Genomic DNA, 9,561 nt, shown 5'->3' with positions numbered 1-9,561 from the left:
TTCAATAATGAACCTTTCGAGGTATTGGGAACTTGATCCCCGAAATTCATAAATGTTCTGATCATCATCCCCGACAGCAATGACCCGCATTTCCTCATTCTGAATCATCAGTGCTTCCACCAAGGCAAATTCTTCGGCACTGATATCTTGGGCTTCATCAATGACCAATACTGTCTTGGTGATTTCCTTTATCTCTGCCTTGTTGTCACGGATTAAGGCTGTTGCCTGTGTGATGATTTCCCCGGATTTTTCCAGTGTCCCCATTTTTCCCAACAGGTCAAAGCAATAAGAATGAAAGGTCTTGATGTCCAAATAGAGGGCCGCATTCCCAATCAGATCCATCAGCCGCTTTTTAAATTCCGTCGCCGCCGCCCGGGAAAAAGTAAGCATCAGCAACTGTTCCTGCTTGACATCTTCAACGAGTAAAAGGGATGCCAATTTGTGGACAAGTATCCGGGTTTTGCCACTCCCCGGTCCTGCAGCCACGACAATATGCTTGGAGTCCTTGTCCTTGATGATTTTCAATTGCGCAGGGGAAAGTTCTCCAAAAAGCTTTTTGAATTTGGCCGGAGTGATATTTTGGCTGATTTCACTTTGTCTGTCACCTTTGAAGTATTTATTGAGAAAAGAAGGATAATTCATCTGAAAGTAATCTTCCACAAACTGAAGTGCATCCTGATAATCAGCAATCATCTTTTTGGCATATTCCCCAACGATGTGGATCTGTTGCACCTTGTTTTCATAGAAGCTTTTAAGCTTTTGGTAATCATCCTGTTTGTACTGCGTCCTGTTATCCTCCACGGTCCTTTCGATGGTAAGCTTGTTGTACAAGACTAAAAACCCACCTTCGATTTTTAGGGATTCTATGCGGGAAAGATAGTAAAGGGCATCCTCCACCTCCGCAGAAGTACATTCCTTCACAAATAGGTCAGATGAAGATTCAAAACCATCTTTCAATTCATGGACTGAAAATTCCACAGGCATCTCCCCGGAAAATAGTGGTAGGTCAGATTCCGGTTTATTGGCCCTATCATATAGATATTGGATAATAAACTTGGACAGTTCATGCCTTTTGCTGAACTTTTCTTTCAGGTCTTCCATGGGCTGGTTCAACTTCAGTTCCACATGGTTTTTGGAGGTTTTGGAAAATCTTTTAGTCACCCAATTTTTAATCCCCCAATAATTGATAACCGAACGAATGCGCATCGGCGTTACATCCTTTAACCCTTCGAGTTCAGCGGATTCGTTCAACTCTTTGACGTTATAGACCTCAGCACTTAGTGAAAGCTGTGGTAGTAAAAAATTCTCCAACAAGCCAAAAGCATCTACTATGTCCAAGGAGCGGTTGATCTTTTCCGATTTTCTGACAAAAGCTTTCAGGTCCATAGCATCCGCAAGAATTTTTTCTTCCCTGAGCAATTGGATGATTTCAATCACATCGTCTTTGACCATACCCAAATGGTCAGCGATATAATCAATCCTGGCTTCTGCTTCTTCATCATTATTTTTTTGCCTGCTTTTGGACGAAAACAGTTTTTTGATGATCCTTGTAGCTTTTTCTTTTTGCTTTTCGGAAAAAAGAGAAGAGCTTTCGATTCTATTTATGGCTTCCTGTGCATTTTTGGTCTGAATGCTGTTCGCAAAAATCTTGGGCATATTTTGACCTCTTTTGAGGTAGCCTGCATCTTCCAAGGCGGCAATGGCCGTGGTCACACGAGTTTCCAAGTCCATAATGGAATCATCCCATCCCGCTTTCCGGGCAATTTCCAGGGCAGAATTGGACACATGCTTTCGATAACGGGTCAGTTCCTTGATAGCCTTCCAGACCTGTTGAATTTCTTTGAGGGTGAGTTTGGTCTGATTGAGAAGGATAAAATGCTTACTAAGATCTTCTTCATCAAACAAAACAAAACAGTCTGCCTCGATATTTTCGTCCCTACCGGCACGGCCTGCTTCCTGAACATAATTTTCCAGCGAATCGGATATCTCAAAATGCACCACGAGGCCAACATCTTTTTTATCCACTCCCATACCAAATGCAGAAGTGGCTACCATGATGTCCACCTCTCCGGCAATGAAGGCATTTTGGTTTTCGGTCTTTTCAGATTTGTCCATTTTTCCATGGTATGCCCTGGCTTGGAAACCATCTTTATTCAGTCTTTCTGCTAGGAGAAAAGCTTTTCGGGTTCGGGAAACATAGATGATACTGGGACATTGTTTGGCTTCCAACAAATCCCGAAGTGCCACATATTTTTCCTCTTCCTTATTCCTTTCTACCACCTCAAATTTCAAATTGGTACGTGAAACGGTAGAGCGGAAAATTTCTAGATGTAGGGAAAGTTTTTCCCTGAAATAGCTTCGGATATCTTCTATGACCTTTTGCTTGGCTGTAGCTGTAAAGCAGGAAATTGGAATGGGATCCTGTAATTTTTTTGTTTTTTCCAGTGCCTTGATAAAATCTGCGATATACAGGTAATCAATCCTAAAATCCTGACCCCAGGAAGAAAAACAATGTGCTTCATCTATGACAAAGCGATTGATTTTTCTGCCAAGCAAAAGTCGCTCAATGGATTTGGAGCGAAGGGATTCCGGGGAGATGTACAATAGGGAGGCAGAACCGTCCTCCACCCTTTCAAACGATTTGGTCCTTTCGATGGGGTCCAATAGGCCATTGATGGTAACTGCTTCGGTGATTCCCAAGGCTTCAAGGTTATCGACCTGATCTTTCATCAGCGACTGCAAGGGCGAAATGACCACCGTAAGTGCCATTTCATTTCTCCCCGCCATCAGTGCGGGCAATTGGAAAGTGATGGACTTCCCCCCTCCCGTAGGAAAGATGGCCAAAAGAGATTTCCTGTCCACGGCAGCCTGCACCGCCTTTTCCTGCAAAGGTTCACCACCATAAGATCTGAATTGGTCAAAACCAAAAATCTGCTGCAGACTTATTTTGATATCATGCTTTTCATTGCAAAACGTACAACCCTCCAAGCAAGGGCGGCCCCTAAGCAGGGTCATCAAGCGGTCGGTTTCAGGAAATTGCCGAAGAACCCAAGGAGGGGTAATGCTATAGCGGTCACCGCTGTGGATAAGTGAAAGCGCATAGGCCAAAGGCATGGGGTGCTTTTCAACCATCCTTTCAATATCGGCATGAGTGCAAAGCAATCCGTCAAACTTTTCACGGATATCCTTTGCAGGATTATCCACATTCCTACTGAAATCCAAAAACCCAAAGAAACCTTTAAAAGCATCTGTATTATGAAGGAGGGCATAAAAAATGTCCTGAACTCCCACATCCAAGGTTCTGAATGCACTCAGTTCATCGAAAAACAGATCTTTAGCTTTTAGGGCATCATTAAATGGATTGTTGAGGCTGTCCGATTGAAGTTTGTCGTCCTTGACAAGATTATGGTATGGTCGCTTTGGGAAAAGTAAGGGTGAAAGGTAAAGCGTGTCAATGAAATTGGGAAATTTAATTCCTATCCTTTCAAAATAAATGATGTCATGTCCAAAAATATTGTGGCCGCAAATAAATGAAGTATCTTTAATAAAATCCAGAAATCCATTGAGACTCTGCGAATGGAAGGTATTTAGATTGGCATTGATTGCCCCAAAATCCAATATCTTTCCACTATTGGGTTCAACTTCAATATCGATGAAACAGATGGGGTTTATCATTATTTATTTCTTGAACTATTATCAATAAATATCCAATATCTATCAATATCTGATAAAAACAATATTTAGCATTACCCTCAAAATAATAATATTTAATTTAGAAGCATACTCCACCAAACCCCTTGACCTATGAACCGATTACTACTTTATTTTGTATCCATCCTGTTGCTTTCCTGCACCAAAACCCAAACTGACATGAATTACAAACAAGATGCCTTTATTGAAATCTTTGACAAAACGATATTGGAAATTCTGGATCCGGATGCAAAACTGGAAATCTTATCCACAGGACATGCCTGGACCGAAGGGCCACTATGGTTGGAGGAGACACAAACATTGATTTTTACCGATATCCCCAATAATGCCATCTATCAGGTAAAGGATGGGGAAAGCAGTATTTATATCAAACCTTCGGGATATACAGGAGAAACAAAAAGAGGTGGGGAAGTCGGTGCCAATGGCCTGACTTTGGATCCTCAGGGAAGGTTGGTGATGTGCCAACATGGTGACCGAAGGATGGCAAGGATGGATGCCCCATTGGATAACCCTGCCTCAAAATTTGTCACCCTTGTGGATAACTTTCAGGGCAAAAGGCTCAACAGTCCCAATGATGTGGTTTATGATAAGGCCGGAAATATGTACTTCACTGACCCACCTTATGGTTTGGAATTCAATATGGATGACCCGGCTAAGGAGTTGGATTTTCAGGGAATCTTTTGTCTGAAAACGGATGGGGAATTAATGCTATTGGACAGCATTACCCGGCCAAATGGCCTGGCATTTAGCCCGGATGAAAAATACTTTTACATGGCCAATTCCGATCCTGACCAAGCTGTTTGGTTTAGATACGAAGTTGGGGAAAACGGACTTATCCACAACCGTAGCCTGTTTTTTGACGCTACTTCCTATGTGGGCAAAGAAGGCTATAAGGGTTTGCCTGACGGCATGAAAGTCCACAGTTCAGGAATCATCTTTGCCACCGGTCCAGGCGGAGTGTGGATATTTGATGCAGAAGGAAAACCTATGGCAAGAATCGCTACAGGAGAAGCCACATCAAACTGTGCTTTTTCCACTGATGAAAAGACCTTTTTTATGACTGCGGATAGTTATGTGTTGAAAATGGGGTTGAAGTAAGGGGTAGATTTGAGATGTGAGAAATGAGATGTAGGAAGCAAGATGCGAGAGGCGAGATGCGAGACCTTCAATTAAGGGAGATTTATATGGAAGTATAAAAGTTAAGGGAGGATTTGATAATAACCATGATTAGTTAAACAATTCGGATGATTGTGATTTCGGATTTTTGGATATTGGTTATTGGACTCTAATTTAGGGGAGTTGAGAATTCCAGGCTCAGCAGTATGAAGGCGTAACATTCGGACAACAAAGAAACCTCAACATCTGTGTTGATCAGTGAAATCCGTGGTTATTTTTTTGCCTTTAGGAGATTTTCTATATGTCCTCATTGCTTTATATGGTAAACGCCCTTACCAAATAACCTTAAATCGAAAAGATTCGTCCTATCCTTAACTATTCTATAAAAACATGCAGATGATTCGAACTTCCCTTCTATTGTTATTATCTTCTTTTCTTATGGTTTCCTGTGGCACACCTCGCTCATTCGTTACCAAGAAAATCTCCGAACCAAGCAAACCCCTGAAAAGCTATATTATCCTTTATTCTGTCCTTCATGAGGACCTGCAGGATATGAAAGAAGAAAATTATAATACTTACATCAAGGGAAAATTCAACAACCTACAGGAAAAGTTCTTCAGGGATAATTTAATGGATAAGTATATTGATCTTGCAGAATCAGGGACTGTTTGGGATTACAGAAATATCTTTGAAGATTTCAAAGGATATGAATTCAAAGAATTTGAGGAATTGTTGGAAAAAAATAGAATTGAATTTGTCCTCTTGATTACCGAAAAAAGATTCTTGCCAAGGGAACAATTGCCTGATATCTTAAACCATCAAGTATATCTTTTTGAAAGAGGTGTTGATTCTCCTATTTGGGTTTCTTACGGATACCCCGGAAGCATGCCCGGAAGATTGGCAAGAGGTGTCCATAATGATTTGAAAAAAGAAGACTTTTTGTAATCCGTTATCCGAAGCTTGAAGCTTCGTGTGATTGGGGATGGAGCCTATGGCTCTAAATTCTGAAAGTTGAATTCGGGATACTATAAACATTGTGAAGGGAATTAATTAAATTTGAAAAAAGAAATTAGTGATGGAAAATCTTCAAATCGAAAGAACAACTAATCAAATTATTCTGAAATTAAACAAAAAAGGATTCTCTGGGGAATTTTTAGATTCTTTGATTAGGCGATTAAAAACCGAAGAATTAGCTCAAAAATCTGCTCTTGATGACAAAATACTGAAAATAGCTGAAGAAATTAATCAAGATTGGTGGGATAAAAACGGTGAAGAGTTTTTGAAAAATATTGCCAAATGATTTCAAATGCTGCTGTAGTAGATACTAACATTATTTTATCAGCTTTAATCTCCAAATCTTCTTGAATTAGGGAAAAACTTTTTGATGAAACTATGAATTATTTTGCCCCAAACTTCATCATTATAGAATTATATAAGCACAAGGAAAAGTTATTTAAATATTCAAAACTTGATGAGCCCGAATTCTTTGAATATTTTTCCTCAATTGTAAACCGAATAAACTTTGTTTCGGTAGGTACGATCAAAGACGAAAGCAAAGAGAAAGCGTACCATCTCTGCAAAAATATTGATATTAAAGATACTGCTTTTGTGGCACTGTCTATTCAGCTTCAAATTCCTCTATGGACTGGAGATAAGAAGCTTAAACAGGGTCTCATGAAACTTGGTTTTATTAACTTTTGGGAGGAATAACTTCCCTCTATCCGAAGCTTGTGGCTTCGGATCATTGAGTATAGAGCCTCATAGTTTTTTCTTCTACTATACTCGGAATAAGCTTTGTCTTTCAGCTATTACCTCCCACTTCTATCCCTCTCTAAAGAAAAAAACCTTCGGGGTCAAAAAAAGACCCCAAAGGTTGTCCTGTACCGGGAAAACTGCCTACTGAAAACTGGCCCTCCTAATTCACACTTACATTCATCACATTGTCATCCGGTATCCTGTCAATAAGCTTGTTGTAAGGATCAATTCCTGCCTTCACAGGCACTCCTCCCTTCACTTTTATCTGTAGTTTGGTTTCTCCTGGAGTTATTTTGTGTTTATGGATATATAGCGGATTGGTCCTGTTCCGGCCATTTTCGTCTTTATCCTCTTTGGCAAAAATCCCTATGTCAAGGTAGTCGCCAACATAAATTGCTGGCGTTTCACGACCGAGACTGTCTGCATACAATTTTTGAGATGAAACCATCAAAGTCACCAAATATTCTTCATCCCCGGTTTTTTCAGCTGTGGCTTCTACAGCTTTATTTTCATAAAGGGTGATTTTATTCCAAGTATCTTCCAAGAAATAATGCAAGGAATCAGGAGTATTCTGGGTCAGATGCTTAAGTAAATCAGAACTGCCTGCAAATGGCGGGGTTTCTTTCAGTCCAAACTCTCCTACGAATCCTTTCAAAGCCGAATCTATTGCCTCATCTCCAATATAATCCCTCAAAGCATAAAGCACCAAGGAACCTTTTTGGTACCATATATAACCCCTATCCGCATTGATGAAAGCATTTTCCTTTTTGCTTTCGCTGGACCTGCCCCTAAGGTATCCGTCCAATTCTTCTTTTAGAAAACGCTTCATATTGTCCTTGCCATAGGCCCTTTCGGTCAAAATCAGAGCGGAGTATTCTGCCAATGCCTCGGAAATCAAATTTGATCCCCTGGTATAATTTGGCGCAATCTGATGGGCCCACCACTGATGGGCAAGCTCGTGGGCTGTGACAAAATACACATAATCAAAACTATTAGGATCGCTGAAATCAGCAACCCAACCAAAACTTTCAGAGAAGGGAACGGTATTGGGAAATGACTGGGCAAAACCTGCATAACGGGGAAATTCCAAAATTCGCATTTGTCGGAACTGAAAAGGACTATATTTTTCTGAGAAATATACCAGCCCATCTTTGTATGCCGCCAAACCCCTGTCGAGGTTAAAGGTATGCCTTGGATGATGATAAATTTCGATAGCTACTTTTTGTCCATCTGGTAACGCTACTTCATCCAACAGCACTTCATAATCTGCTGATACTATAGAAAAGAAATACTGTATAGGCGTGTCCTGTAAGTAATGGAAATACCTTCTATCGTTTTCTGTCCATTCCTTTTGAAGGTATCCAGGCACTACTGCAATCTGATTAGCAGAGGTACTTACGATAGCCTCAAAATTTACAAAATCCGCATCTTGGGAGAACAGCAGATTTCTCAAGCCAAAAGGGTCATCATGTTTTGGAAGATCAGTGTCCTTGGGATCTAAATCATGTTTTTTTCTGATTTCATCGGAACTCAACTCAAGGGATTCATTATAACCGAAACTTGGCAGGAAAGCACTTGTAAAAGTTCCATTGTGCACAAGATCCCTTCCATAACCTGAATTAGGAAAACCTTTATTAATCAAATTTGCCAAAACCTGAATCTGCAAAGTATCTCCGGGCTGCATGGTCTGTGGTAAAGGAAGGATTTTGTACCAATGCTTTTGTTCATATTGATTGAAAATATCAAATTTTCGCCTTTCATAACTCAATGGAAATCTATACTCCAATGGCTTTCCATCATAAATTATCTCGAAATTAGATAACGAATTAGAATGCATGTGCAGTGAATCAATGGGACTGTCAGTTTTGTTAACAATCGTCAGATCCAATTTGAAATCTGCTTTTCTTTCCTCAGGATAAATATCTGCTGTCAGAAAAACAGAAACTACTTTTGGTTGCGGGATAAACTGATATTGTTTCAGTTGTTTTTCATAATCGGCGGCCCTTTTTTCACCCTCCCTGATGGTCAGGTATCCATTGTCATACACTACTGATTTATAAATAAAAGCACCTGAACCCAATGCAATAAATAGAAAAACCAAAGACAGTCTGACAACAGGAGAACTAAGCCGTTGCTTTGCAGTTTTCCACCGGCTTGAAAAACTTGACTCAGAACCTCGGGTAAAGAAAATAGTGAAAAACAGTACCAAAAACAATCCAAATGCAGTCCAATAAAGGTTAAACCAGAATAAAGATTTAGCGAAATGGCCCAATCCGTTCATGTCTGACCAAATATAACTTGGCTTGTAGGAATACTTGAACAAAGTAAAATTGACCTTCGCTAAATCCAATACCAGACCAATCACCACCCAAACTGCAATGCTTGCGGCATGGCCTGCAAACTTATTGTTGAAAATCAGGTGTACTGTAAAAACCAACATTACCATCTGCAAGTAGTCAGGATAGGTAATCAACAAGCTATCTATCAAATAAATATCAAAGTCAAACAAAAAATACCCCTTTAATATCTGAACAACAATTCCTACTGGAATGGGGATAATTGCTAGGATAAAGGTAACAACTGCCATTGCCAAAAACTTGGATGTCAACATAACGCTATCTTTGACCGGAAAAGTATCACTGATAGTTGCATATCCTGATGATTGGCTTCTGTGGATGGATTCTCCTGTAAAGAAAACGATGATGATAAATACAAAAAGGTTGTAATCAAAACCTTTGAATTCCATCAAAAAACTGGTGACTGGAAAATTAGATACACTGTAAAGCGTATTACCGATCCAAAAATCCAATGCCAGAAAGATTGATCCTCCAAGAAAGATTGATCTGAAATAAATATCTTTAAGGATATTATTAACTTCTATTTTACTCAAAGCCACTAAGCTTAACCACTGATATTTTCTGGAGAAATCCGGGAAAACCTTGACTTGGGAAGGTGCTTGATAGACCTCTTCTTTTTCAG

6 protein-coding genes are annotated in these 9,561 nt (G+C 39.9%); 4 read left to right on the top strand and 2 right to left on the bottom strand.

Annotated elements, in window-relative coordinates; translation table 11 throughout:
* Positions 1–3,675 (bottom strand): RecQ family ATP-dependent DNA helicase (locus ACEW8U_RS11695; protein ID WP_373522223.1); only part of this gene is annotated, 3,675 nt, incomplete at its 3' end.
* A 129-nt stretch (positions 3,676–3,804) separates the two neighbouring features.
* Between ACEW8U_RS11695 and ACEW8U_RS11690 the strand changes: the two genes are divergently transcribed.
* The 4 genes from ACEW8U_RS11690 (at position 3,805) to ACEW8U_RS11675 (ending at position 6,537) form a co-directional block, all read left to right on the top strand.
* Positions 3,805–4,809, top strand: a complete 1,005-nt coding sequence (locus ACEW8U_RS11690; protein WP_373522222.1) for an SMP-30/gluconolactonase/LRE family protein — start codon at positions 3,805–3,807, stop codon at positions 4,807–4,809.
* 408 nt (positions 4,810–5,217) lie between these two features.
* Entirely contained in the window at positions 5,218–5,772 is a 555-nt protein-coding gene (locus tag ACEW8U_RS11685) for a hypothetical protein (protein WP_373522221.1), read from the top strand.
* Between the two features lie 130 nt (positions 5,773–5,902).
* Positions 5,903–6,127, top strand: a complete 225-nt coding sequence (locus tag ACEW8U_RS11680; RefSeq protein ID WP_373522220.1) for a hypothetical protein — start codon at positions 5,903–5,905, stop codon at positions 6,125–6,127.
* 65 nt (positions 6,128–6,192) lie between these two features.
* A complete protein-coding gene (locus ACEW8U_RS11675; protein WP_373522224.1) occupies positions 6,193–6,537 on the top strand; it encodes a PIN domain-containing protein in 345 nt (114 codons plus the stop codon).
* A gap of 205 nt (positions 6,538–6,742) precedes the next feature.
* Here ACEW8U_RS11675 and ACEW8U_RS11670 read toward each other — a convergent pair.
* Positions 6,743–9,561: ABC transporter permease/M1 family aminopeptidase (locus tag ACEW8U_RS11670; protein ID WP_373522219.1), on the bottom strand; the 2,819-nt coding region annotated here is incomplete at its 5' end.

Source organism: Aquiflexum sp., assembly GCF_041751335.1.
Taxonomy (GTDB): domain Bacteria; phylum Bacteroidota; class Bacteroidia; order Cytophagales; family Cyclobacteriaceae; genus Aquiflexum.
Note: the sequence above shows the minus strand (reverse complement) of the source record. Positions and strands in the feature narration are given on the sequence as shown.

Bases quoted from the DNA above. Each gene is read 5' to 3' on its own strand.
- ACEW8U_RS11690 (WP_373522222.1), top strand. From the start codon at position 3,805: ATGAACCGATTACTACTTTATTTTGTATCCATCCTGTTGCTTTCCTGC.
- ACEW8U_RS11685 (WP_373522221.1), top strand. From the start codon at position 5,218: ATGCAGATGATTCGAACTTCCCTTCTATTGTTATTATCTTCTTTTCTT.
- ACEW8U_RS11680 (WP_373522220.1), top strand. From the start codon at position 5,903: ATGGAAAATCTTCAAATCGAAAGAACAACTAATCAAATTATTCTGAAA.